The 23,768-nt window shown below is 69.9% G+C and carries 16 protein-coding genes and 1 pseudogene; 11 read left to right on the top strand and 6 right to left on the bottom strand.

Translation table 11 applies throughout. The features are described from left to right. Positions 1 to 48: 48 nt before the first annotated feature. Entirely contained in the window at positions 49 to 987 is a 939-nt protein-coding gene (locus ACWCQ6_RS00830; RefSeq protein WP_397803795.1) for a PAC2 family protein, read from the bottom strand. A gap of 565 nt (positions 988 to 1,552) precedes the next feature. Here ACWCQ6_RS00830 and ACWCQ6_RS00835 point away from each other — a divergent pair. Then, a pseudogene (locus tag ACWCQ6_RS00835) lies at positions 1,553 to 1,845 on the top strand (right-handed parallel beta-helix repeat-containing protein); the annotation flags it as partial. A 96-nt stretch (positions 1,846 to 1,941) separates the two neighbouring features. Here the strand turns inward: ACWCQ6_RS00835 and rpsA are convergent. Next, positions 1,942 to 3,453: a 30S ribosomal protein S1 gene (gene rpsA / locus ACWCQ6_RS00840; RefSeq protein WP_352274986.1), complete on the bottom strand. Its 1,512-nt coding sequence runs from the start codon at positions 3,451 to 3,453 to the stop codon at positions 1,942 to 1,944. Positions 3,454 to 3,852: 399 nt separating this feature from the next. On the opposite strand from rpsA, the gene ACWCQ6_RS00845 reads away from it, so the two are divergent. Next, entirely contained in the window at positions 3,853 to 4,665 is an 813-nt protein-coding gene (locus tag ACWCQ6_RS00845) for a class I SAM-dependent methyltransferase (protein WP_451084613.1), read from the top strand. 73 nt (positions 4,666 to 4,738) lie between these two features. Then, positions 4,739 to 7,231, top strand: coding sequence for an ATP-dependent helicase HrpB (gene hrpB / locus ACWCQ6_RS00850; protein WP_451084614.1), 2,493 nt, complete (start codon positions 4,739 to 4,741; stop codon positions 7,229 to 7,231). A 47-nt stretch (positions 7,232 to 7,278) separates the two neighbouring features. Here hrpB and ACWCQ6_RS00855 read toward each other — a convergent pair whose 3' ends face one another. The 3 genes from ACWCQ6_RS00855 to ACWCQ6_RS00865 form a co-directional block, all read right to left on the bottom strand. Next, positions 7,279 to 8,262, bottom strand: a complete 984-nt coding sequence (locus tag ACWCQ6_RS00855) for a DUF3068 domain-containing protein (RefSeq protein WP_451084615.1) — start codon at positions 8,260 to 8,262, stop codon at positions 7,279 to 7,281. A gap of 57 nt (positions 8,263 to 8,319) precedes the next feature. After that, positions 8,320 to 8,457 (bottom strand): SPW_0924 family protein, encoded by a 138-nt coding sequence (locus ACWCQ6_RS00860; RefSeq protein ID WP_136330601.1) that lies wholly within the window; start codon positions 8,455 to 8,457, stop codon positions 8,320 to 8,322. 143 nt (positions 8,458 to 8,600) lie between these two features. Further along, positions 8,601 to 10,274 (bottom strand): lytic transglycosylase domain-containing protein, encoded by a 1,674-nt coding sequence (locus ACWCQ6_RS00865; protein ID WP_451084616.1) that lies wholly within the window; start codon positions 10,272 to 10,274, stop codon positions 8,601 to 8,603. Positions 10,275 to 10,461: 187 nt separating this feature from the next. Between ACWCQ6_RS00865 and ACWCQ6_RS00870 the strand changes: the two genes are divergently transcribed. Next, positions 10,462 to 11,286 carry a DUF4184 family protein gene (locus ACWCQ6_RS00870; RefSeq protein WP_451084617.1) on the top strand — a complete coding sequence of 275 codons (825 nt, stop codon included), beginning with the start codon at positions 10,462 to 10,464 and terminating at the stop codon, positions 11,284 to 11,286. A 221-nt stretch (positions 11,287 to 11,507) separates the two neighbouring features. Here ACWCQ6_RS00870 and polA read toward each other — a convergent pair whose 3' ends face one another. Then, complete coding sequence (polA, locus tag ACWCQ6_RS00875; protein WP_451084618.1) at positions 11,508 to 14,216, bottom strand: DNA polymerase I; 2,709 nt, start codon at positions 14,214 to 14,216, stop codon at positions 11,508 to 11,510. Between the two features lie 171 nt (positions 14,217 to 14,387). On the opposite strand from polA, the gene ACWCQ6_RS00880 reads away from it, so the two are divergent. The 7 genes from ACWCQ6_RS00880 to ACWCQ6_RS00910 all read left to right on the top strand — a co-directional run bounded on the left by ACWCQ6_RS00880 (position 14,388) and on the right by ACWCQ6_RS00910 (position 23,705). Next, positions 14,388 to 16,691 carry an FdhF/YdeP family oxidoreductase gene (locus tag ACWCQ6_RS00880; protein ID WP_451084619.1) on the top strand — a complete coding sequence of 768 codons (2,304 nt, stop codon included), beginning with the start codon at positions 14,388 to 14,390 and terminating at the stop codon, positions 16,689 to 16,691. Between the two features lie 198 nt (positions 16,692 to 16,889). Continuing rightward, positions 16,890 to 17,360 carry a PaaI family thioesterase gene (locus ACWCQ6_RS00885; RefSeq protein WP_451084620.1) on the top strand — a complete coding sequence of 157 codons (471 nt, stop codon included), beginning with the start codon at positions 16,890 to 16,892 and terminating at the stop codon, positions 17,358 to 17,360. A gap of 652 nt (positions 17,361 to 18,012) precedes the next feature. Further along, positions 18,013 to 19,245: a branched-chain amino acid ABC transporter substrate-binding protein gene (locus ACWCQ6_RS00890; RefSeq protein WP_451084621.1), complete on the top strand. Its 1,233-nt coding sequence runs from the start codon at positions 18,013 to 18,015 to the stop codon at positions 19,243 to 19,245. A 101-nt stretch (positions 19,246 to 19,346) separates the two neighbouring features. After that, the gene (locus ACWCQ6_RS00895) at positions 19,347 to 20,276 is read left to right on the top strand and encodes a branched-chain amino acid ABC transporter permease (RefSeq protein ID WP_451084622.1); all 930 of its coding nucleotides are present in this window, start codon (positions 19,347 to 19,349) and stop codon (positions 20,274 to 20,276) included. A 5-nt stretch (positions 20,277 to 20,281) separates the two neighbouring features. Next, positions 20,282 to 22,072, top strand: coding sequence for a branched-chain amino acid ABC transporter permease (locus ACWCQ6_RS00900; RefSeq protein ID WP_451084623.1), 1,791 nt, complete (start codon positions 20,282 to 20,284; stop codon positions 22,070 to 22,072). Beyond that, positions 22,069 to 22,992, top strand: a complete 924-nt coding sequence (locus ACWCQ6_RS00905) for an ABC transporter ATP-binding protein (RefSeq protein WP_451084624.1) — start codon at positions 22,069 to 22,071, stop codon at positions 22,990 to 22,992. The genes ACWCQ6_RS00900 and ACWCQ6_RS00905 overlap by 4 nt, the downstream gene beginning before the upstream one ends. Continuing rightward, entirely contained in the window at positions 22,989 to 23,705 is a 717-nt protein-coding gene (locus ACWCQ6_RS00910; protein WP_451084625.1) for an ABC transporter ATP-binding protein, read from the top strand. Before ACWCQ6_RS00905 ends, ACWCQ6_RS00910 begins: the two co-directional genes overlap by 4 nt. Positions 23,706 to 23,768 lie beyond the last annotated feature (63 nt).

Below are 23,768 nucleotides of genomic sequence, written 5' to 3' on the forward strand. Positions count from 1 at the left end.
GGGACCTTCGAAACACGCCCCAGTACGCACGGGGAGCGGCGGGAGGGGTCAGGCGTCGCCCTCGCGCTCCGCGAGGAACCGCTCGAATTCGAGGCCGATCTCGTCGGCGGACGGCAGGTCCACCGGCTCGGCCACCAGATTGCCGCGGGTCTCGGATCCGGCGACCGCGTCGTACTGGTGCTCAAGGCCCTCGACCAGCGAGACGAGCTCCTCGTCGCCCTGGTCGATCTGCCGGTCGATCTCGGTCTGGGTGCGGTGTGCCTCCGTGCGCAGCGCGTGGGCGACGGCCGGCAGGACGAGGCCGGTCGCGGCCGTGATCGACTCCAGCGCGGTGAGCGCCGCGTCCGGGTACGCGGAGCGGGCGACGTAGTGCGGCACATGGGCGGCGACACCGAGGACGTCGTGTCCGGCCTCCATCAGCCGGTACTCCACCAGGGCTTCCGCGGAGCCGGGCACCTGAGCCTCGTCGAAGGGGCTGCGGTGGCCGGGCATGAGGTCCGTGCGGTTGCCGTGCGGGGTGATGCCGACGGGGCGGGTGTGCGGCACACCCATCGGGATGCCGTGGAAATTCACCGCGAGGCGGACGCCGAGGCGCTCGACGATCTGCTCGACGGCGGCGGCGAAGCGCTCCCACTCGACATCGGGCTCGGGCCCGGACAGCAGCAGGAAGGGTGCTCCGGTGGCGTCCTGCACGACCCTGACGTCGAGCGTCGGGGTCTCGTAGGCGGCCCAGCGGTCGCGCCGGAAGGTCAGCAGCGGGCGCCGTGCGCGGTAGTCGACGAGACGGTCGTGGTCGAAGCTGGCCACGACCTGGTGCGGCAGCGTTTCGAGCAGGCCGTCCACGATCTGCTCGCCGGTCTCGCCCGCGTCGATGTATCCGTCGAAGTGGTAGAGCATGACCAGACCGGCCGACTCCTGGGCGAGCGCCATGTCGACGACGGCCAGGCCCTTCGGCTCCCATTCGTACAAACTCTGCGGATCAGGCACGGTTACCGCTCCTCCTCGTGTTCCTGGAGAAGAACGTCCGGCAGGGCACATGCATTCCCGGACTGTGCCCTTCCACCCGCTGGTTCATGCCGGAACGAGTGCGAGTCCCCGGGGCTCGCCGGCAGCGGCGGACGCCCGCCCTCCTCCCGGAGGCATCGGCATCGGCTTCGGAGACACGGGCGTTGACATTCACTTCGGTGAACACCCCGGCGGTAAAGCCGAGTTCACGGCAGATCCGGGGCCGCAGGGTTCCCCGCCGCAGCACGTCACGGGGTGTCAGTTCCCGTGGTGTCCCACAGGTGTTCGCCCGTTCACCGGCCTGCCCGCCCACCCCTCGCATCGCCTCACAGGCAATGGTCCAGACATTGACACGGCCGCACCGCGTCCCCTACCGCCACCGGGCAGCACGTTCAGAGACTCGCCCCACATTCATGTACGGGAACCTTGAATCTTCGGCGGGAAGGCACCCCCATGCGCACCCGCACACTGCTCCCCGCCCTGCCGGCCACCGCGCTCGCCACCGGCGGCCTCGTCCTCGCCTCCGCCACCACGGGCGGGTGCGGCCACGGTCATCGACTACGACGACTCCCGGGTCGATGTGAAGGGCAACGATGTCCTGGTCGAGGGCAACAAGGGCTCCGCACGACCCACAACGGCTACGAGACCCACACCCGGCAGAGCGGCTGGGGCTGCGGCACCGTCTTCCGCAACAACACCTCGGACCTGACCGGCGCCAAGGGTGACAAGCAGATCGCGATCAACGTCACCAACTACGGCACGAACCGCCCGACCACCGTCCACAGCAGCAACACGGTGACCGGCGGCAAGGGCCTGACCGACATCGCCGTCACCCCCTGACGCCCGGCGGAAACGAGTGAGGCCCGCTCCCCGAAAGGAGCGGGCCTCACTTTTCAGCTACTGCGGTCGGTCATCGACCGGAGGGGGTGCAGAGCGTCAGCTCTGGCCGCCCGCCAGCTTCTCGCGCAGGGCAGCCAGGGCCTCGTCCGACGCCAGGGCGCCGGAGTTGTCCGCGGACTCCGAGGAGTACGAGCCGCCACCGTTGCCGCCGGAGGCAGCCGGGGCACCACCGGCCGGGGCGGCAGCGCCCTCGGCAGCAGCGGCCTCGTCGGCCTCGCGGGACTTGATGACCTGGGCCTGGTGCTGCTCGAAGCGCTGCTGCGCCTCGGCGTACTGCGTCTCCCACGCCTCGCGCTGGGCCTCGTAGCCCTCGAGCCAGTCGTTGGTCTCGGGGTCGAAGCCCTCGGGGTAGATGTAGTTGCCCTGGTCGTCGTAGGACGCGGCCATGCCGTACAGGGTCGGGTCGAACTCGACCGAGGCCGGGTCGGCACCGAAGGACTCGTTGGCCTGCTTCAGCGAGAGGCTGATGCGACGACGCTCCAGGTCGATGTCGATGACCTTGACGAAGATCTCGTCGTTGACCTGGACGACCTGCTCCGGGATCTCCACGTGGCGCTCGGCCAGCTCGGAGATGTGGACCAGACCCTCGATGCCCTCGTCGACGCGCACGAACGCACCGAACGGAACGAGCTTGGTGACCTTACCGGGAACGACCTGCCCGATCTGGTGCGTGCGGGCGAACTGCTGCCACGGGTCTTCCTGCGTCGCCTTGAGCGACAGGGAGACGCGCTCGCGGTCCATGTCGACGTCGAGAACCTCGACGGTGACCTCCTGGCCGACCTCGACAACCTCGGAGGGGTGGTCGATGTGCTTCCAGGAGAGCTCGGAGACGTGCACGAGACCGTCGACGCCGCCGAGGTCCACGAACGCACCGAAGTTGACGATCGAGGAAACGACGCCGGAGCGGACCTGGCCCTTCTGCAGGGTCGTGAGGAACGTCTGGCGGACCTCGCTCTGGGTCTGCTCCAGCCAGGCACGGCGGGACAGGACCACGTTGTTGCGGTTCTTGTCCAGCTCGATGATCTTGGCCTCGAGCTCCTTGCCCACGTAGGGCTGGAGGTCGCGGACGCGGCGCATCTCGACGAGGGAGGCCGGCAGGAAGCCACGGAGGCCGATGTCGAGGATGAGACCACCCTTGACGACCTCGATGACGGTACCGGTGACGATGCCGTCCTCTTCCTTGATCTTCTCGATCGTGCCCCAGGCACGCTCGTACTGAGCGCGCTTCTTGGACAGGATGAGGCGGCCTTCCTTGTCCTCCTTCTGGAGAACCAGGGCCTCGATCTCGTCGCCGACCTTGACGACCTCGTTCGGGTCGACGTCGTGCTTGATCGAAAGCTCGCGGGAGGGGATGACGCCTTCGGTCTTGTAACCGATGTCGAGCAGGACCTCGTCCCGGTCGACCTTCACGATGACGCCGTCGACGATGTCGCCGTCGTTGAAGTACTTGATCGTCTCGTCGATCGCGGCGAGGAAGGCTTCCTCGTTACCGATGTCGTTGACCGCTACCTGCGGGGTGGTGGCGGTGGTCTCGGTGCTGCTCGTCATGTGGGAAAGGGCTCCGGTACGGACAGTGAGTCGTAGGTACTGCTACGCCGGGAGCCCGTATCACCTCTGCAGAAGCCGGACAGCTCGGGAAGTGCCGATCCCGCCGGACGGGAGGCGCCTCGTGAACCGAGGGGACATACAACAGATGCGAGCGCGGCCTGCTAGGTCTGAGGCGCGCAGGCTCGCAGCGCAACTTGTAGCATACGGGGGCAGCCGGGCACGGTCAATGCGCGAAGGCGCACACCGGGGGCGCAACGGCTCATATCCGGCACAACTCGTGTTCCCCGAGGCCACATCGGCCCCAGGAGACATTCCATGGGCACGGAAACCGGACTCACAGGTACCCCCAGCTGCATACCGTATGCGGTGGGGTACGGGCAAACTACAACGGCGGACACGATGAGCCAAGAGATCTACGCGGCCGAACCGGAAGCGACCCGTCGCGAGGCGTCGGAGGCCGAGAGCAGCCGGGCCAGTCGCGGCTGGTGGGACCGGAACGCCGACGAGTACCAGAGCGACCACGGTGCGTTCCTCGGCGACGGCCGTTTCGTCTGGGGGCCCGAGGGGCTCGACGAGGCGGAGGCCGGTCTCCTGGGCCCCGCCGCCTCGCTGCGCGGCCTGGACGTCCTGGAGATCGGTGCGGGCGCCGCGCAGTGCTCCCGCTGGCTCGCCGCGCAGGGCGCCCGCCCGGTTGCCCTGGACCTCTCGCACCGGCAGTTGCAGCACGCACTGCGGATCGGCGACGAGGTGCCGCTGGTGGAGGCGGACGCCGGGGCGCTGCCGTTCCGGGACGGCTCCTTCGACCTGGCGTGCTCCGCCTACGGCGCGGTGCCCTTCGTCGCCGACCCCGTGCAGGTCTTCCGCGAGGTGCACCGCGTGCTGCGCCCCGGGGGCCGCTGGGTCTTCTCGGTGACGCACCCGGTCCGCTGGGCGTTCCCGGACGAGCCGGGGCCTGAGGGCCTCTCGGTCGCGGCCTCCTACTTCGACCGCACTCCGTATGTGGAGCAGGACCAGCGGGGAGACGCCGTGTACGTCGAGCACCACCGCACGCTGGGCGACCGGGTGCGCGACGTGGTGGCCGGCGGCTTCCGGCTGGTCGACCTCGTCGAACCGGAGTGGCCCGCCTGGAACCATCAGGAGTGGGGCGGCTGGTCCCCGCTGCGCGGCAACCTCATCCCCGGCACGGCGATCTTCGTCTGCGAACGGGGCTGAGCGGGCGGGGGCTGAGCGGGCCCGGCACGGGGGCCCGGGGCCGGGCGGGGGCGCGCCGTACGAGACTGGGGGCGTGATCCGTACCGACGCCCTGGACCAGTTGCCCGTACGCACCGCTGTGCCCGCCCTGGAGCGGGCGCTCGACGACCACGGCGTGGCGGTGCTGTGCGCACCGCCCGGCACCGGCAAGACGACACTCGTACCGCTGGTCCTGGCCGGTCTGACCGGGGGCGGTCCGGTGCGCAGGGTGGTGGTGGCCGAGCCTCGGCGGATCGCCGCGCGGGCTGCGGCGCGGCGGATGGCCTGGCTCATCGGCGAACAGGCCGGCGGCCGGGTGGGGTTCACGGTCCGCGGGGAGCGGGTGGTGGGGCGCGAGACGGTGGTGGAGGTGGTGACCACCGGTGTGCTGCTCCAGCGGCTCCAGCGCGACCAGGAGCTGGCCGGGGTCGATGCGGTGATCATCGACGAGTGCCATGAGCGGCATCTGGACGCGGACACGGTCGCCGCGTTCCTGCTCGATGTGCGGGAGGCGATCCGGCCCGATCTGCGGCTGGTCGCCGCCTCCGCGACGACGGACGCGCAGGGCTGGGCACGGCTGCTGGGCGATGCCCCGGTGGTCGAGGCCCAGGGTGTCTCGCATCCGGTGGAGGTGGTCTGGGCGCCGCCGGCCGCTGCGGTGCGGCCGCCGCACGGGATGAGGGTGGATCCGGCGCTGCTGACGCATGTCGCCGCGACGGTGCGCCGGGCGCTCGCGGAGCGGGACGGGGACGTGCTGTGTTTTCTGCCGGGTGTCGGTGAGATCGGCCGGGTGGCGGGGCAGCTGGCCGGGGTGGCCGCCGAGGTGCTCCAGGTGCACGGGCGGGCTCCGGCGGCGGTGCAGGACGCGGTGCTGGCCGGGTCGTCGAAGGGCCGGCGGGTGGTGCTGGCGACCTCGGTGGCGGAGTCGTCCCTCACGGTGCCCGGGGTGCGGGTCGTGGTGGACTCGGGGCTGGCCAGGGAGCCGCGTACCGATCACGCGCGGGGGCTGAGCGCGCTGACGACGGTGCGGGCCTCGCAGGCGGCGGGAAGGCAGCGGGCGGGCCGGGCCGGACGGGAGGCGCCCGGGGCGGTGTACCGGTGCTGGGCGCAGGCGGAGGACGGGCGGCTCGCCCGGTTCCCGTCCCCGGAGATCATGGTCGCCGATCTGGCCGCGTTCGCCCTGCAGGCGGCGTGCTGGGGCGATCCGGGCGCGTCGGGCCTGGCGCTGCTCGACCCGCCGCCGGCGGGTGCGATGAGCGCGGCGCGCGAGGTGCTGGCGGCGGTCGGCGCGGTGGACGCGGACGGGCGGGTGACCGACCGGGGCGTACGGATGTCCCGTCTGGGCCTGCATCCGCGGCTGGCGCGGGCACTGCTGGACGGCGCCGCCGAGGTGGGCGGGCGGCGGGCGGCCGAGGTGGTGGCGCTGCTGAGCGAGGAGCCGCCGCGGGAGTACGGGGACGTTCTGGCGGCCGCACTGCGCAGCGTGCGGCGGGGCGGGGACGGCTACGCGGCGCGCTGGCGGCAGGAGGTCCGGCGGCTGTCCTCGTCGGTGCGGGACGTGGCCGGGGGTTCCGGTCCGGACGACGCGGCCGTCGGCCTGGTGGCCGCGCTGGCGTTCCCGGAGCGGGTGGCGAGGGCGCGCGGCGAGGGGGTGTTCCTGATGGCGTCGGGGACGGGCGCGGAGCTGCGGGACGGTTCGGGGCTGTGCGGTGCACCCTGGCTGGCGGTCGCGGTCGCCGACCGGCCCGCCCACGCGGCGTCCGCGCGGGTGCGGCTCGCGGCCGTCGTCGACGAGGACACCGCACGGGCGGCCGCCGGGCATCTGCTCCGAAGCGGCGAGGAGGTCCACTGGTCCGGCGGCGATGTGGTGGCCCGCCGGGTGGAGCGGCTGGGCGCCGTCGAGCTGTCGGTGCGTCCGCTGAAGCAGCCGGCGCCCGGGCTGGTGCGCGAGGCGCTGGTCGAGGGATTGCGGCGGGAAGGGCTCGGGCTGCTGCGCTGGACGCGGGAGAGCGAGCAGTTGCGGGAGCGGCTCGCCTTTCTCCACCGTGAGCTGGGCGCGCCCTGGCCGGATGTGTCGGAGGGTGCGCTGCTGGGGCGTACCGGGCAGTGGCTGGAGCCCGAGCTGTCACGGGCCCGGCGGCGCTCCGATCTGGCGCGGATCGACGCGGGGCAGGCGCTGCGGCGGCTGCTGCCGTGGGCGACGGGCGAGGCGGTGCGGCTGGACGAGCTGGCGCCGGAGCGGATCGAGGTGCCCAGCGGTTCCCGTGTCCGGGTGGAGTACGGCGGGGCGCAGCCGGTACTCGCGGTGAAGCTCCAGGAGCTGTTCGGTCTGCGGGAGACCCCGAGGGTGGCCGGGGTGCCGGTCCTGGTCCATCTCCTCTCCCCGGCCGGCCGCCCCGCGGCCGTCACCGCGGACCTGGCGTCGTTCTGGCGGGACGGTTACCGGGCCGTTCGGGCGGAGCTGCGCGGCCGCTACCCGAAGCATCCGTGGCCGGAGGATCCGACGACCGTGGAGGCGACCCGGTTCACGAAGAGGGCTCGCCGGTAGACAGTGCGACGCCGTGCCGCCTGCCGGCGAGCCCTCCGGGGCACGGCTCAAGCGGCAGCAGGGGCGGGGGGCGGTGTCCCGTCCGGGCGGCGGGAGCGGGCCTCCAGCCACAGGGCGAGCGCGAGCAGTCCGGCACCGAGGACCAGGAAGCCCCAGGGCAGGTACGAGGTGAGCAGCAGGACCAGCAGGCGCTGGGACTTGACCAGGTCGACGATCGATTCGACGTAGTCCGGGCGCATCTTCACGTGCCCGGCGAACACGGTCATGGTGTCCTGGGGCATCCCCATCTTCCTGGCGTTGCGCAGCTCCTCCTTGTGGATCTCCTCGCCGTTGACCGGTGCTCCGGTGACCGGGTCCACCCAGAACATCCGCTTGGTGGTGTACCAGCGGGTCATGCCCGTTTTCGCGATCTGTTCCGGGGTGACGCCCTTGATCGGCATCTTTTTCGGCATCGGGACCTTGGTCCACGGGATGGTCTGCTCGAAGTAGTAGACCTCCATGCCGTGGAAGGTACGGGTGCCCCGGTAGTGGATGGGCGAGCTGGTGCGGGCCTGGGCGTCGAAGTACTCGTAGTCGCGTTTCTGGGTGAGGAAGGGCCACTTGAACTCGATGCCCTCGCGCCGGACCGGGTCGCCGTCGACGGATTCGCCGGTGGCGTGGACGGGGGCCTGGCTGTGGGCGTCGAAGATGTAGCGCTCGGGGATCTCGGAGACCATCTTGCCGTCCGGGCCGATCACGAAGCTGAGGGCGTCCCAGACGACGACGTCGCGGCCGGCGCTGCGTTCGATCTTCTCGGACTCCTCGACGTTGCCCTTGAGGGTCTGCACGATGGTGACCTTGGGGACCTGCTTCACCTTCATGTTGTCGTTGTAGTCGAGGAGGGTGGCGGGCTTCGCCTCCAGCACCGTCTCCTGGTACTGGCTGGGCGGGATCTTCGCCAGCCTCGGGAAGGCGTACCAGCGCAGCAGTGGCGACATGGCGGCGAAGAAGACGGCGAACGCCAGGAGTACGAGGCTGGCTCGGCGGCGCATGGTGGTGCCCTCCCTCGGCTTCGGTTGCTTCTTGCGGTGGTCAGTGCCGGAGGGGCACTAGTTCTTGGGGCCCGGGACGGTGGTCAGCAGGGGTTTGGGCGACGTCTCTCCCGGTGGGGCGCCGATCGCGCTGATGGTGAGGACGAGCGCGAGGGCTGCGGCCAGCCCGATGGCGGCGGCGACGAGAGCACGCATGCCGGTCCTCCCGGAGAGCATGGATCTGATGGGTCGTCAGGGTTGGGGCACCGTAGCAACGCGGGCGCGAGATGAGAACACGTAGAACAGCCCCTCTGCCGGGTGGTGGCAAAGGGGCTGCTGTTTCGTGCGGCCGGGCGGGGTCAGGCGGCCGGTGCCTCGGGGGCCTCGACCTTCAGCTCGATGACGATCGTGGCGCCGCCCTCGGTGGTGAGGCGCAGCTTGTAGGTGCCCGCGTTGTCGTCGGCGTGGATCGCGGGGAGCTTCAGGGTGCCGTCGGCGCCGGTCTTCAGCCCGGCGAGGGTGCGGACCGGCTTGTCGTCGGCGTCCTTGAAGTAGGGGCCCTTGTCGTTCTCGGCCGGCTCCTCGGCGTCGGTGATCATGGTGGCGGTGACGGCGACACCGGCCGCGACCGCGCCCCTGTAGGTGGCCTTGACCTCGACGGCGTCGGCGAACTCGGTGCCGGGCGCCGCGGTCAGCACCTTGTCGCCGGTCCTGGCGATCTCGTCGGCCTGGCGGGCGGTGACGGTCGCGGTGTAGGTGACGGGGGGCAGCGAGCGGCCGGTGGCGGTGGCGCGCACCGCGAACTTCCCGGCCTTCTCGCCCGCCTTCAGCACGGGGGCGGTGACTGTGCCGTCGGCTCCGGTGCGGAGGGTGACCGCTTTCTTCCCGCCGTCGAAGGCGGCGTCGGTGTCACCGGCGATGGTGAAGGTCACGGACACCTTGGCGAGCGGGCCACCGAGGCTGTTCCTGGCCCGCACCTTGATCCGCTCGGCGAAGGCGTCGCCCGCGGTGGCGCTCAGCGTGCCGGTCCCGGCGTTCTCCACGGACGCGAGGGTCTGGGCCGGCGGCGTCGTGGGCGGGGTCGTCGGCGGGGTCGGGCTGGTCGTCCCGCCGCCACCCGGCTTCGTCGGGTCCGGGCTCGGCTTCGGCTTCGGCTCGGTCGATCCGGACGGCGAGGGCGACGGGCTCGGGCCGGAGTCGCGGTCCGCACCTCCGCCGAGGCCGGGCGGCACGGCGCCGGTTCCGTCGGGGATCTCGTGGGTGCCACGGTTGTAGTACTCGAACCACGAGCGGACGGTACGCAGATAGGCGTTCGAGTGGTTGTAGCTCAGGACCGCCCGGTCGAGGTCCGCGGCGAGGGAGAGATCGCGGGAGCCGGCGCAGAGGTAGCGTCCGGCGGCGAGCGCCGCGTCGTAGATGTTGTTGGGATCCTTGCGGCCGTCGCCGTTGCCGTCCTGGCCCCAGGTCGCCCAGGTGGACGGGATGAACTGCATCGGGCCGACGGCGCGGTCGTGGGTCGAGTCCCCGTCGTACGCCCCGTTGTCGGTGTCCTTGATCATGGCGAAGCCCCGGCCGTCGAGGACCGGGCCGAGGATCGGCGAGAACGTGGTGCCGTTCGCGTCGACCCTGCCGCCGCGGGCCTGGCCGGACTCGACCTTGCCGATCGCGGCGAGCAGCTGCCAGGGCAGCCGGCAGGCGGCGTCGCTGTCGGCGACGGTCCGCTCGGCCTTCTTGTACGCGGCCAGGATCGAGGCCGGGATGCCGGATTCCGCGCTGCCGGTGATGGGCAGATTCGTGGAGGTGCCGGGCTTGTTGGGGGTGTTCAGCGGGGGCAGGTCCGTGTAGTACGGCGAGTTGCCGGTGGCCGCGCTGTCATCGGGCGCAGGAGTCGTCCCGGTGGACTGCTGGTCGCCGCTGTCGGTGACCAGCGTGGCATCGGGGGCTCCCGAGGCGGCGAGCGCCGCCACGGCGGCGGCGGCCACAGCAGTGGTGGTCGCCCCCTTGCGAAGTCGGCGACCGAATTGCGCTGCCATAACCTCTGGCCCCTCCCCTTCGACAACTGTCCGCGCTCCCCAGCAGCAGGACTCAGGCGACCCTACGGCAACTCGTGCCGTAGGGACACCGTGTGCTGACCGGTTCTTACCTCTTTTTCACGTTCCGGACAGCAAGTTGTACGGCGGTGGTCGGGCGGGCGACGACGGCTCGCCCATACTTGCCGCCATGCCGTTCACGCTGAGTCATGCCGCCGCCGTTCTCCCCGGGATGCGGCGGGACGGGACGGCGCGCGGGCCGCTGTTCGCCTCGGCCCTCGTCGCGGGGTCGTTCGCCCCCGACATGACGTACTACGCGGACAGCGCGGTTCCCGGCGCCATGGAGTTCGGCCTGGTCACCCACGCGGTGTGGGGTGTGTTCACGGTCGATGTGCTGATCACCGCGGCTGTGGTGGCGTTGTGGCTGCTGCTGCGCGAACCGCTGGTGGCGCTGCTGCCGAGAGCCCGGCAGGGGCGGGTGCACGCGTTCCTGCGGGGGCGGCGCGGAGCCCTGGGTGTCCGGGAGGCCGCCGGGTTCGTGCTGTCGGCGGTGATCGGGGCCGCCACTCATGTCGTCTGGGACGCCTTCACCCATCACGATCGGTGGGGCGTGCGCCTGGTGCCGCTGCTCGACGGGAGCATCGGCGGACTTCCGGTGTTCCAGCTGGTGCAGTACGGCAGTTCGGCGGTGGCCCTGGCCGTACTCGCCTGGTTCACGGCGTCGGGGCTGCGGCGGACCGGGGCGCGCCCGGCCCCACCGTCCGTGCCGGAGCTGAACCGCCGGGCACGGTGGTCGGCGGCGGCCTTGCTGAGTGTCTGCGTACTGCTCGGTGCCGCCCACCGGTGCGCACGCTGGTACGCGCACTTCGGGCACATCGACACCCCGCTGGACATCATCCCGACAGCCTGCTTCGGCGCCGGGGCGGGGCTGGCGGCAGGCCTGGTGCTGTACGGGGCGTGGATGCGGCTGCGCCGACCGCGCACAGCCGCACCGGCGACCACCGAACGAACCTGAAGGCAGGCAACGTTTGCCCGCCGAGGAGCTGTGCGCGGCGCGTGCTCTCGGCGTGCCGGCCGGAAGTCCTCGTACTGGATGCACTCGGGCTTTCGGGCGGTGCGGCGAGAGCACGCGCCAGGCGTCGCGACGGTGCGAACGTCGCCTGTCGGGGCACTGGATCACAGGGGTCCGGACGGGCAGGGGACTGCGTGTCCCCGGCCCGCCCGGCACCGGGCAGGTCAGTGCGCCGCGGACTCCCAGTCCGTGCCGACGCCCACCGAGACATCCAGCGGAGCGCGCAACTGCACAGCCGTGGACATCTCGTGGCGCACGATCTCCTCCACCCGCGCCCGCTCGCCCCCGGCGATCTCCAGCACGATTTCGTCGTGGACCTGGAGCAGCATCCGGGACTTCAGCTTCGCCTCGGTCAGCGCCCGGTCGACCTGGAGCATGGCCACCTTCACGATGTCCGCAGCCGTGCCCTGGATCGGTGCGTTGAGCGCCATCCGCTCGGCCATCTCGCGGCGCTGGCGGTTGTCACTGTTGAGGTCGGGGAGGTAACGGCGGCGGCCGAAGACCGTCTCCGTGTACCCCGTGGCCCTGGCCTCCTCGACCACCCGGTGCAGATAGTCACGCACTCCGCCGAACCGCTCGAAGTAGGTGTCCATCAGGCCGCGCGCCTCACCCGCCTCGATGTTCAGCTGCTGGGAGAGTCCGAACGCGGAGAGCCCGTACGCCAGTCCGTAGCTCATGGCCTTGATCTTGCGGCGCATCTCCGGGTCGACGGCCGACTTGTCGACGCCGAAGACCTGCGAGGCGACCGTGGTGTGCAGGTCCTCGCCGGAGGTGAACGCCTCGATCAGGCCCGCGTCCTCGGAGAGGTGCGCCATCACCCGCAGCTCGATCTGACTGTAGTCGGCCGTCATAAGCGTCTCGAAACCCTCGCCGACGACGAAACCGCGGCGGATCGCCCGGCCCTCGTCCGTACGGACCGGGATGTTCTGCAGGTTGGGGTCGGTGGAGGACAGCCGGCCCGTCGCCGCCACCGTCTGGTTGAACGTGGTGTGGATACGGCCGTCCGCCGCGATCGTCTTGATCAGGCCCTCGACCGTGACCCGCAGCTTGGCCTGCTCACGGTGACGCAGCATGATCACCGGCAGTTCGTGCTCGGTCTGCGCGGCGAGCCAGGCCAGCGCGTCGGCATCCGTGGTGTACCCGGTCTTCGTCTTCTTCGTCCTCGGCAGGCCCAGCTCACCGAAGAGGACCTCCTGGAGCTGCTTGGGCGAACCGAGGTTGAACTCACGGCCGACCGCGGCGTGCGCCTCCTTCACCGCCTGCTGCACCGCACCGGCGAACTGCTGCTCCATGCCCTCCAGATGAGCCCGGTCGGCGGCGATGCCGTGCCGCTCCAGACGGGCCAGCAGCGCGGACGTCGGCAGCTCCATGTCATGCAGCAGCTCCGCCGCACCGACCTCCGCGAGCCGGGTGGTGAACGCGTCGCCCAGGTCCAGGACCGCGCGAGCCTGCGCCATCAGGGACTCGGCCTCGGCCTGGTCGTCCGCACCGAAGGCCAGCTGCCCGTCGGATGCCGCGGCCGGGGCCAGCTCACGGCCCAGGTACTCCACCGTCAGCGCGTCCAGCGCGAAGGAACGGCGGCCGGGCTTCACCAGATACGCGGCCAGCGCGGTGTCCATCGTGACGCCGCCGACCCGCCAGCCGTGCTCGGGGAAGACCCGCATGGCGCTCTTCGCGTTGTGCATGACCTTGGGCCGGTCCGCGTCGGCGATCCAGGCGGCGAACGCCTGCTCGTCACCCTCGTCGAGCAGGGCCGGGTCGAACCAGGCCGCCGCACCGTCCGCCGCGGCCAGTGCGATCTCGGTGACCGTGCCGCTGCCCACCGCCCAGGTGTCGACCGTGGCCACACCGAGCGGCTGCCCGCCGTGCTCGGCGAGCCAGGGCGCGAGCTCGCCCGCGCCCAGCACCGCGCCGTCCAGCTCGACGCCCGCGGCAGGCGCCGGGGCCTCGTCCTCGGCGCCCGGGTCCACGGCCAGCAGCCGCTCGCGCAGACTCGGGTTACGGATCTCCAGGACATCCAGCACACCCGTCACCGCGGCACGGTCGTACGGCGCGCGCTCCAGATCCTGCGGGGTCTTCGACAGCTCCACATCACGGACCATCTCGGTCAGCCGGCGGTTCAGCCGCACCGCGTCCAGGTGGTCCCGGAAATTCTGCCCGGCCTTGCCCTTGACCTCCCCGGCACGCTCGACCAGCTCGTCGAACGAACCGAACTGATTGATCCACTTCGCGGCGGTCTTCTCACCCACCCCGGGGATGCCCGGGAGATTGTCCGACGGGTCGCCCCGCAGCGCCGCGAAGTCGGGGTACTGCTGCGGCGTCAGCCCGTACTTCTCCTCGACTTTCGCCGGGGTGAAGCGCGTCAGCTCCGAGACCCCCTTGGTCGGGTACAGCACAGTGACGTTGTCCGTGATCAGCTGGAACGAATCCCGGTCACCCGTGACGATCAGCACCTCGAAACCGGCCGCCTCGGCCTGCGTGGCCAGCGTGGCAATGACATCGTCCGCCTCGAAGCCGTCGACCGCGAAACGGTCCGCATGCATCGCGTCCAGCAGCTCGCCGATCAGCTCGACCTGCCCCCTGAACTCGTCCGGGGTCTTCGAACGGTTCGCCTTGTACTCCGGGAACTCCTGCGAGCGCCAGGTCTTGCGGGAAACATCGAACGCCACCGCGAAATGCGTCGGCGCCTCGTCACGCAGCGTGTTCGCGAGCATCGACGCGAAGCCGTACACCGCGTTCGTCGGCTGCCCCGACCCTGTCGTGAAATTCTCCGCAGGCAGCGCAAAGAACGCCCGGTACGCCAGGGAGTGCCCGTCCATCAGGAGCAGGCGCGGTCGGTTGTCTGCCGTCTTCTTCGATGCCGTCTCAGCCACGCCCCCGATCCTGCCACGGACCACCGACAATCCCGACCGGCCCCGCTGGCCGCCCTCCCCGTCGGTGCCGTGAACCGGTGCCGCATGACAGGATCAAAAAAGGAACACGGACAGCCTCGATGCACACCGCGCACCGCGCGGCTTCGCAGCCGGCCCGAAGGGGAGCACGCAATGGCCACCAAGCCGCCCACAGGAGATCCGGTCCAGGACGCACCGCGGGTCGAGCCGGCACAGCACGCCGCCGCCGGCCTGCCGGCCGTCGCCCACAGCCTGCACGTCGCCCACCAGCAGATGGGCGTGCGACGCACCGCGCAGACCCTCCTCAAGGTCAACCAGAAGAACGGCTTCGACTGCCCCGGCTGCGCCTGGCCCGAGGGCGACGAGCGGCACACGGCGGAATTCTGCGAGAACGGCGCCAAGGCCGTCGCCGAGGAGGCGACCCTGCGCCGGGTCACCCCCGACTTCTTCGCCGCGCACCCGGTCGCCGACCTCGCCACCCGCAGCGGGTACTGGCTGGGCCAGCAGGGCCGGATCACCCAGCCTATGTACCTCCCCGAAGGTGCCGACCGGTACGAGGCGGTGACCTGGGAGCGCGCCTTCGCCGTCATCGCCGAGGAGCTGAACGCGCTCACCTCCCCCGACGAGGCCCTCTTCTACACCTCGGGCCGCACCAGCAACGAGGCCGCATTCCTGCTCCAGCTGTTCGCCCGCGAATTCGGCACCAACAACCTCCCCGACTGCTCCAACATGTGCCACGAGTCCTCCGGCTCGGCACTCACGGAAACCATCGGCATCGGCAAGGGCAGCGTCTCGCTGGAGGACCTCCACCAGTCGGACCTGATCATCGTCGCCGGACAGAACCCCGGCACGAACCACCCCCGGATGCTCTCCGCCCTGGAGAAGGCCAAAGCCGCCGGCGCAAAGATCATTTCAGTGAACCCGCTCCCCGAGGCCGGCCTGGAACGGTTCAAGAACCCGCAGACCCCACTCGGCATGGTCAAGGGCACCGCACTCAACGACCTCTTCCTCCAGATCCGGATCGGCGGCGACCAGGCCCTCTTCCGGCTGCTGAACAGAATGATCCTGGAGACCGAGGGCGCCGTCGACGAAACCTTCGTACGGGAACACACCCACGGCTACGAGGAATTCGCCCGCGCGGCCCGCGAGGCCGACTGGGAACAGACCCTCGCCGCCACCGGCCTCGACCGCACCGCCATCGAGCAGGCGCTCACCATGGCCCTCGCCTCCAAACGCACCGTCGTCTGCTGGGCCATGGGCCTCACCCAGCACAAGCACTCCGTACCGACCATCCGCGAAGTCGTGAACTTCCTGCTGCTGCGCGGCAACATCGGCCGCCCCGGCGCCGGAGTCTGCCCCGTCCGGGGCCACTCCAACGTGCAGGGCGACCGCACCATGGGCATCTTCGAACGCCCCGCCCCCGCCTTCCTCGACGCCCTCGACAAGGAATTCGGGATCACCTCACCACGACACCACGGCTACGACGTCGTCCGCTCCATCCAGGCCCTGCGCGACGGCGACGCCAAGGTCTTCTTCGCCATGGGCGGCAACTTCGTCGCGGCCACCCCCGACACCGACGTCACCGAGGCCGCGATGCGCCGCGCCCGCCTCACCGTCCACGTCTCCACCAAGGTCAACCGCTCGCACGCCGTGACCGGCACCCGCGCACTGATCCTGCCGACGCTGGGACGCACCGACAAGGACGTCCAGGCGAGCGGCCGGCAGTTCGTCACCGTCGAGGACTCCATGAGCATGGTCCACGCCTCGCGCGGCAACCTCACGCCCGCAAGCCCTCACCTGCTCTCCGAGCCCGCCATCGTCGCCCGCCTCGCCCGCGCCGTCCTCGGCCCCGCATCGGCCACCCCCTGGGAGGAGTTCGAGAAGGACTACGCAACAATCCGCGACCGCATCTCCCGCGTCGTCCCCGGCTTCGAGGACTTCAACGCCCGCATCGCACACCCCGGCGGCTTCACCCTCCCCCACGCCCCGCGCGACGAACGCCGCTTCCCCACCGCGACCGGCAAGGCCAACTTCACCGCCGCACCCGTCGAATACCCCGAACTCCCCGAAGGCAGACTGCTGTTGCAGACCTTGCGCTCCCACGACCAGTACAACACCACCATCTACGGCCTCGACGACCGCTACCGCGGCATCAAGGGCGGCCGCCGCGTCGTCCTGGTCAACCCCGACGACGCCCGCACCCTCCACCTGCCCGACGGCGCGTACACCGACCTCGTCAGCGAATGGAAGGACGGCGTGGAGCGCCGCGCCCCCGGCTTCCGCATCGTGCACTACCCGACCGCCCGGGGCTGCGCCGCCGCCTACTACCCGGAGACCAACGTGCTGGTCCCCCTCGACTCCACCGCCGACACCAGCAACACCCCGGCCAGCAAGTCCGTCGTCATCCGCTTCGAGAACACCGGTGCACGGCCCGCCCCGGCCCACTCCGCGCGGTGAACGACGGGCGGACAGGAACAGCGCCGCAAGACGCGCCGGCCTGGAGGTGACACCCGACGGGCTCGGGCGCCGGACACCCCGAGCCCGGGGCGGTCGCACGATCACCGGGTAGGGCCTGAGCACCCGCTCAGTCGTCTGATAGGAACGATGCACACAGCAACGAAGCCGTGAACCACCGCAGACGATCGGAGCCGGCCCATGGGCGAGCACACCACACCCAAGTTCCCCCAGGAGATCATCGACGAGTACGCCGCACTCGGCGTCGACCTGCCCGCACTCTTCTCCGCCGGCCACCTCGGCGAACGCATGAGCGTCACCATCGTCGAAGCCTCCGCGGACCGCGTCGTCGGCACCATGCCCGTCGAGGGCAACACCCAGCCCTACGGACTCCTCCACGGCGGCGCCTCCGCCGTCCTCGCCGAGACCCTCGGCTCCATCGGCTCCATGCTCCACGGCGGCGCCACCAAACTCGCCGTCGGCGTCGACCTGAACTGCACCCACCACCGCGGCGTACGCAGCGGACTCGTCACCGGCGTCGCCACCCCCGTACACCGCGGCCGCTCCACCGCCACCTACGAAATCGCCATCACCGACGAACAGGACAAGCGGGTCTGCACCGCACGCCTCACCTGCATGCTCCGCGACGCCCCCCGGCCCGACGCCACCTGACGGACCCGAACACACCGAACACACCGCGACACCACTGCCCGGCCGGAACGCAATCCGGCCGGGCAGCTCCATACCCGCCCACAACACCCGGCGGACCACCGGGGATTGACAACAGAAGACGCCAACTCCCTTGACCGCACGCCTTGTTGTGTGGCCCACTCAGCACCCCGCACACACCACCCCTGCACTCCACGCACACAACACCGCGTCGACCACATCACCACCGACGTAACGCTGCGTAATCAACATCCGATCCGCGGACACCCCCGCGCGACACCCGAACCCGGCCCCCGCAGCCGCCGGGCACCTCGCCGTGCCCTCACGCACCGCACCCCGCCCCACCTCGCGCGACAGCACCGTGATCAGCTCAAGCCCCTTAGCAGAGCTGGGAGTTCTCAAAATACGGTCACTTCACCGACCGGCAAAAAGCCGTACATGTCCGCACAGCCACCTCAAGCCTTGCTCAACGGCATAACAAGACAGTCACATCCTGCGGCGGATCCATCCCCGACCCCCACACCTGCGCCTAGAGTCACCGCCAGTCACCGCGCCGCCGGGCGCGTCTGCAGCACGGCCCTGTACCACCCAGTACGGCCCGGCGAACGACACGGCACCTCAAGCAGAGGAGGCCGCGCCAGGGAAAGGACCTTTCGTGCGACACCGTTCCTCACTCATACTCACCACCGTGCTCACCACCGGAGCACTGACCCTCACCGCCTGCGGGTCGCGCGACGACAACAACAAGAGCAGCGACAGCGGCGGCACCCAGACCGTCGTCATCGGCGTCGACGCGCCCATCACCGGCGACCTGTCCGCCCTCGGCCTCGGCATCAAGAACTCCGCCGACCTCGCCGCCAAGACGGCCAACAAGGAAAACACCGTCCCCGGCATCAAATTCGAGGTCAAGCCCCTCGACGACCAGGCGCAGCCCTCCGTCGGCCAGCAGAACGCCCAGAAGTTCATCGACGACGAAACCGTCCTCGGCGTCGTCGGCCCCCTGAACTCCGGCGTCTCCCAGTCGATGCAGAAGCCGCTCAACGACGCCGGCCTCACCCAGGTCTCCCCCGCCAACACCGGCACCGAACTCACCCAGGGCGAGAACTGGAAGACCGGCGACAAGAAGCGCCCCTTCAAGACCTACTTCCGCACCGCCACCACGGACCAGATCCAGGGCGCCTTCGCGGCGAAGTACCTCTTCAACAACGAGAAGGTCAAGAAGGTCTACCTCATCGACGACCAGAAGCCCTACGGCGCCGGTCTCGCAGCCTCCTTCAAGAACACCTTCACCACCCTCGGCGGCAAGATCGTCGGCTCCGACCACGTCAACCCCGACGACCGCGACTTCAACGCCGTCGTCACCCAGGTCAAGAAGTCCGGCGCCAAGGCCGTCTACTACGGCGGCGAATACCCCGCCGGCGCACCCCTGAGCCAGCAGCTCAAGGACAGCGTCCAGATCCCCCTCATGGGCGGCGACGGCATGTACAGCGCCGACTTCATCAAGCTCAACAAGAAGGCCCAGGGCGACATCGCCACCTCCGTCGGCAAGCCCGTCGAAGAACTCGACTCCGCCAAGAAGTTCATCGCCGACTACAAGACCGCCGGATACAAGGACGCCTACGAGGCCTACGGCGGCGGCACCTACGACGCCACCTGGTCGATCATCGAAGCCGTCAAGATCGCCGTCGCCGACAACGGCGGCAAGCTCCCCACCGGCGACGACGCCCGCGCCAAGGTCCTCGCAGCCATGGCCAAGGTCAAGTTCGACGGCGTCACCGGCCCCGTCTCCTTCGACGAATACGGCGACACCACCAACACCATGATGACCGCCTACCAGGTCGACGGCGGCAAGTGGACCTCCAAGCTCAGCGAAGCCTACAAGCCGTAACAAGCTCCCGGGCCCACGCCTGACCCACCCCAGACCGCGCGGGAGCGCCACCAGCGCCCCCGCGCGGTGCCATATCCGAACCACTCCACGGAGGCCCTGCGGTGAACGAACTGCCGCAACAGCTGGCCAATGGACTCATCCTCGGCGCGATGTACGGACTCATCGCGATCGGCTACACGATGGTCTACGGAATCATCCAGCTCATCAACTTCGCCCACGGCGAGATCTTCATGATCGGAGGCTTCGGAGCTCTCACCGTGTACCTCTGGATGCCGGCCGGTGTCTCCCTCCTCGCAATCATCCCCCTCATGATCATCGGCGGCGTCGTATGCTCCGTCGCCGTCAGCGCAGCCGCCGAACGCTTCGCCTACCGGCCCTTGCGCAACGCCCCCCGACTGGCCCCGCTCATCACCGCGATCGGACTCTCCCTCGCACTCCAGCAGGCCATCTGGAAGTGGTACCCCGACGCCAAGAAGGACCGCTCCTTCCCCCAGTTCAAGGGCGAAGCGATCGACATCTTCGGCGCCCACATCCAACGCGGTGACCTCTTCGTCCTCATCACGGCACCCGTCTGCATGATCGCCCTCGGGCTCTTCGTCTCCAAGACCCGCTCCGGCCGCGGCATGCAAGCCACCAGCCAGGACCCCGACACCGCCAAGCTCATGGGCATCAACACCGACCGCATCATCGTCATGGCCTTCGCCATCGGCGCCGCGTTCGCCGCCGTCGCCGCCGTCGCCTACGGGCTCAAGAACGGCCAGATCGGCTTCAAAATGGGCTTCATCATGGGCCTCAAAGCCTTCACCGCAGCAGTACTCGGCGGCATCGGCAACATCTACGGCGCCATGCTCGGCGGCGTCGTACTCGGCATCGCCGAATCCCTCGCCACCGGCTACATGAGCAACGTCCCCGGCATGGACCTCTTCGGCGGCGGCGCCTGGAAGGACGTATGGGCCTTCGTCCTCCTCATCATCGTCCTCCTGCTCCGCCCCCAAGGCCTGCTCGGCGAACGCGTCGCGGATCGGGCGTGATACGGATGACCACCAACCACACCACCACACCCGGCCCCGCCCCCTTCCTGCCGATCCCCACCGCAGCAGCCCGCATCAGCACCGCCGCAGGCGCCGCCGTCGCCCTCGCCGGCACCTTCCTCGCCTGGACCTGGACCGACGCATTCCCCGGCGACCTCACCGTCACCGGCTACCCCGGCGGCCTCCAGGTCCTCACCCTCATCAGCGCCGCACTCACCCTGCTCCTCACACTGTCCGGGTACGGCATCCAAGGCCTGCGCTGGCTCACCCCCGGCGGCACCAACAGCCCCGTCCGCCTCCTCGCCCTCGGCACCCTCGGCACCACCGGCTACACCCTCGGCGCCATCGCCTACGACCTCGGCGGCATCGTCAACCTGGAACCCGGCGCCTGGGTCAGCGGCATCGGCGCACTCCTCGCCGCCGTCGCCGCACTCGGCCTCCCCGCCGACCAGCCACTCACCACCGGGGCCACCACCTGGCAACGCTTCCGCAACAGCCTCGGCGCCCCCCAGGCCCCCCGCCCCAAGGCCCTCCCCTCCTGGGCCGAAATCCTCATCATCGTCGCCGCGTTCGGCATCGGCCTCTACGTCTTCGCCTACGGCATCGACACCGACTACACCGAACTCTTCATCGGCTTCCTCATCACCGTCGGCTTCGCCTTCACCGCACTCCACCGGGCCGGACTCGTCTCCCGCCTCACCGCACTGACCGCGAAGCACCGCAACGTCACCCTCGCCGCAGCCCTCGTCGCAGCCGTCTGCTTCCCCTTCACCCAGCAGAAAGAGGAATACGCGCTCATCGGCGCCAACATCCTCATCTTCGGCACCGTCGCACTCGGCCTCAACGTCGTCGTAGGCCTCGCCGGCCTCCTCGACCTCGGATACGTCGCCTTCCTCGGCGTCGGCGCCTACGCCGCCGCGCTCGTCTCCGGCTCCACCATGTCCGCCATCGGCGTCGAATTCCCCTTCTGGGCCGCCGTCCTCACCGGCGCCGGAGCATCACTCGTCTTCGGCGTACTCATCGGCGCACCCACCCTCCGACTCCGCGGCGACTACCTCGCCATCGTCACCCTCGGCTTCGGTGAAATCTTCCGCCTCACCGTCAACAACCTCAACGGCAACAGCGGACCCGACCTCACCAACGGCTCCCAGGGCATCCCCAGCATCCCCGACCTCAACTTCTTCGGCTTCGACTTCGGCCTCAAACACAACATCCTCGGCTTCGACCTCGGCAGGTCCGCCAACTACTACCTGCTGATGCTCGTCTTCACCGCCGTCGTCGTCCTCGTCTTCCGCCGCTCCGGAGAATCCCGCATCGGCCGCGCCTGGGTCGCCATCCGCGAGGACGAAACCGCAGCCACCGCCATGGGCATCAACGCCTTCCGGCTCAAACTGCTCGCCTTCGCCCTCGGCGCCACCCTCGCCGGACTCGCCGGAACCGTCCAGGCACACGTCAACTACACCGTGACCCCCGAGCAGTACCAATTCGCCGGCTCCGTACCCCCCAACTCCGCCTTCCTCCTCGCCGCCGTCATCCTCGGCGGCATGGGAACCCTCAGCGGACCCCTCGTCGGCGCCGCACTGCTCTACCTCATCCCGGCCAAACTCCAGTTCATGCAGGACTACCAGCTCTTCCTCTTCGGCATCGCACTCATCCTCCTGATGCGCCTGCGCCCCGAAGGACTCGTCGCCGACCGCAGGAAGCAGCTCGAATTCCACGAGAACGACCAGCCCGACGTACCGGAACCACGACAGTCCGAAGAGACCGGCGCCGGCATCGCCAAGGCGGGGGCGTGACCACCATGACCACCACGAAGACCGCCACCACCGTCCTCGACGCCAGCGGCGTCACCATGCGCTTCGGCGGACTCACCGCCGTACGCAACGTCGATCTCACCGTCAACGCGGGCGAGATCGTCGGCCTCATCGGCCCCAACGGTGCCGGCAAGACCACCTTCTTCAACTGCCTCACCGGCCTGTACGTCCCCACCGAGGGCAAGGTCAGCTACAAAGGCACCGTCCTGCCGCCCAAACCCCACCTCGTCACCCAGGCAGGCATCGCCCGCACCTTCCAGAACATCCGCCTCTTCGCCAACATGACCGTCCTGGAGAACGTCCTCGTCGGACGCCACACCAGGACCAAGGAAGGCCTCTGGTCCGCCCTCCTGCGCCTCCCCGGCTTCACCAGAGCCGAGCAGGCCAGCCGCGAACGCGCCATGGAACTCCTGGAGTTCATCGGCCTCGCCGACAAGGCCGACCACCTCGCACGCAACCTCCCCTACGGAGACCAGCGCAAGCTGGAAATCGCCCGCGCACTGGCCAGCGACCCCGGACTCCTCCTCCTCGACGAGCCCACCGCCGGCATGAACCCGCAAGAGACCCGCGTCACCGAAGAACTCATCTTCGCCATCCGCGACCAGGGCATCGCCGTCCTCGTCATCGAGCACGACATGCGGTTCATCTTCAACCTCTGCGACCGCGTCGCCTGCCTCGTCCAGGGCGAAAAGCTCATCGAAGGCACCCCCGACGCCGTCCAGAGCGACGAACGCGTCGTCGCCGCCTACCTCGGCACCCCCTTCGAAGGCGCCCCCGGCGCCGAAGAAGCCGCCGAGGTCGAAGCCGCAGAAGCCGGAGCCGCGGAGGCGAGCACCGCCGAGACCGCAGCCACCACCGACACCACCACAAGCACCAGCACCGAGGAGGAGGACACCCGATGACCGCACTTCTGGAGGTCGAGGACCTCCGCGTCGCCTACGGCAAGATCGAAGCCGTCAAGGGCATCTCCTTCACCGTCGAAGCCGGCCAGGTCGTCACCCTCATCGGCACCAACGGCGCCGGCAAGACCACCACCCTGCGCACCCTCTCCGGCCTGCTCAAGCCGGCCGGCGGCCGCATCGTCTTCGACGGCAAACCACTCAACGACATCCCCGCACACAAGGTCGTCTCCCTGGGCCTCGCCCACTCCCCCGAGGGACGCCACATCTTCCCCCGGCTCACCATCACCGAGAACCTCCAGCTCGGCGCCTACCTCCGCAACGACAAGGCAGGCATCGAGAAGGACATCCAGCGCGCCTACGACCTCTTCCCCATCCTCGGTGAACGCCGCAAGCAGGCCGCAGGAACCCTCTCGGGCGGCGAACAGCAGATGCTCGCCATGGGCAGGGCCCTCATGTGCCAGCCCAAACTCCTGATGCTCGACGAACCCTCCATGGGCCTCTCACCGATCATGATGCAGAAGATCATGGAAACCATCGTCGAGCTCAAGGCCCAGGGCACCACCATCCTGCTCGTCGAGCAGAACGCCCAGGCCGCACTCTCCCTCGCGGACCAGGGCCACGTCATGGAGGTCGGCAAGATCGTCCTCTCCGGCACCGGCGCGGACCTCCTCCACGACGAGTCCGTCCGCAAGGCCTACCTCGGCGAGGACTGACACACACAAGGAAGGCCCGCGCCCCGGACAACCGGGACGCGGGCCTTCCTCATACTCACGTAC

The organism is Streptomyces sp. NPDC001880, assembly GCF_053594575.1.

Bases quoted from the DNA above. Each gene is read 5' to 3' on its own strand.
- rpsA (WP_352274986.1), bottom strand. From the start codon at position 3,453: ATGACGAGCAGCACCGAGACCACCGCCACCACCCCGCAGGTAGCGGTC.
- ACWCQ6_RS00845 (WP_451084613.1), top strand. From the start codon at position 3,853: ATGAGCCAAGAGATCTACGCGGCCGAACCGGAAGCGACCCGTCGCGAG.
- ACWCQ6_RS00855 (WP_451084615.1), bottom strand. From the start codon at position 8,262: ATGCGCCGCCGAGCCAGCCTCGTACTCCTGGCGTTCGCCGTCTTCTTC.
- ACWCQ6_RS00860 (WP_136330601.1), bottom strand. From the start codon at position 8,457: ATGCGTGCTCTCGTCGCCGCCGCCATCGGGCTGGCCGCAGCCCTCGCG.
- ACWCQ6_RS00865 (WP_451084616.1), bottom strand. From the start codon at position 10,274: ATGGCAGCGCAATTCGGTCGCCGACTTCGCAAGGGGGCGACCACCACT.
- ACWCQ6_RS00870 (WP_451084617.1), top strand. From the start codon at position 10,462: ATGCCGTTCACGCTGAGTCATGCCGCCGCCGTTCTCCCCGGGATGCGG.
- ACWCQ6_RS00880 (WP_451084619.1), top strand. From the start codon at position 14,388: ATGGCCACCAAGCCGCCCACAGGAGATCCGGTCCAGGACGCACCGCGG.
- ACWCQ6_RS00885 (WP_451084620.1), top strand. From the start codon at position 16,890: ATGGGCGAGCACACCACACCCAAGTTCCCCCAGGAGATCATCGACGAG.
- ACWCQ6_RS00900 (WP_451084623.1), top strand. From the start codon at position 20,282: ATGACCACCAACCACACCACCACACCCGGCCCCGCCCCCTTCCTGCCG.
- ACWCQ6_RS00910 (WP_451084625.1), top strand. From the start codon at position 22,989: ATGACCGCACTTCTGGAGGTCGAGGACCTCCGCGTCGCCTACGGCAAG.